The organism is Pseudomonas psychrophila HA-4, assembly GCF_000282975.1.
Taxonomy (GTDB): Bacteria; Pseudomonadota; Gammaproteobacteria; order Pseudomonadales; family Pseudomonadaceae; genus Aquipseudomonas; species Aquipseudomonas psychrophila_A.
Genome location: NZ_ALJC01000064.1, coordinates 1 through 500, shown reverse-complemented (window position 1 = coordinate 500; position 500 = coordinate 1). Strand labels below are relative to the sequence as shown.

At 48.2% G+C, this 500-nt stretch carries 1 pseudogene; it reads left to right on the top strand.

From position 1 onward, the window contains the following. Positions 1-58: 58 nt before the first annotated feature. Positions 59-500 (top strand): annotated as a pseudogene (locus B347_RS0107815) (hypothetical protein); the annotation flags it as partial.

Below are 500 nucleotides of genomic sequence, written 5' to 3'. Positions count from 1 at the left end.
CTGATCAAACGCCACCCGCGTACACCGATTACTGAGATATATGCTGAGGTGTATCGCAATGACAGTGCAGCTTAAAAGTACATCCGTGGGTAAGCGCGCGGGCGATGTTGAGTATTTCCCTTTCGGTCGCCAAACGTATTTAGCCCCCTTGCCCTTGCCGACCAGTGAACAGCCCTTCTGTCCCTACATCAGTGGGTATAACGAGACCTTTCTAGATTTTGGCGGAGGTCAACCCAATGTGTTTTCCTATCAGTTGTGGTTGGGGGGGCCATTTACGTGCTCATGTTTAGTTTCTTTCGGGGGGCCGCTCCTCGGTGGGTTTATAGGGCTTATGCTGGATGGTAACTTTGAGAAAAGTGGGCAGTTTATGGTGGAGATATTCCTAGAGCTTTTTGCATCATCTTTTGGTATGTGGCTATTAGGCTCATTTATATTTTTTTTAGTCTGGTTCCAAGCCCACAACCTCTTCACCAAAGTTATCCCCACCCGTTTCAACCGTC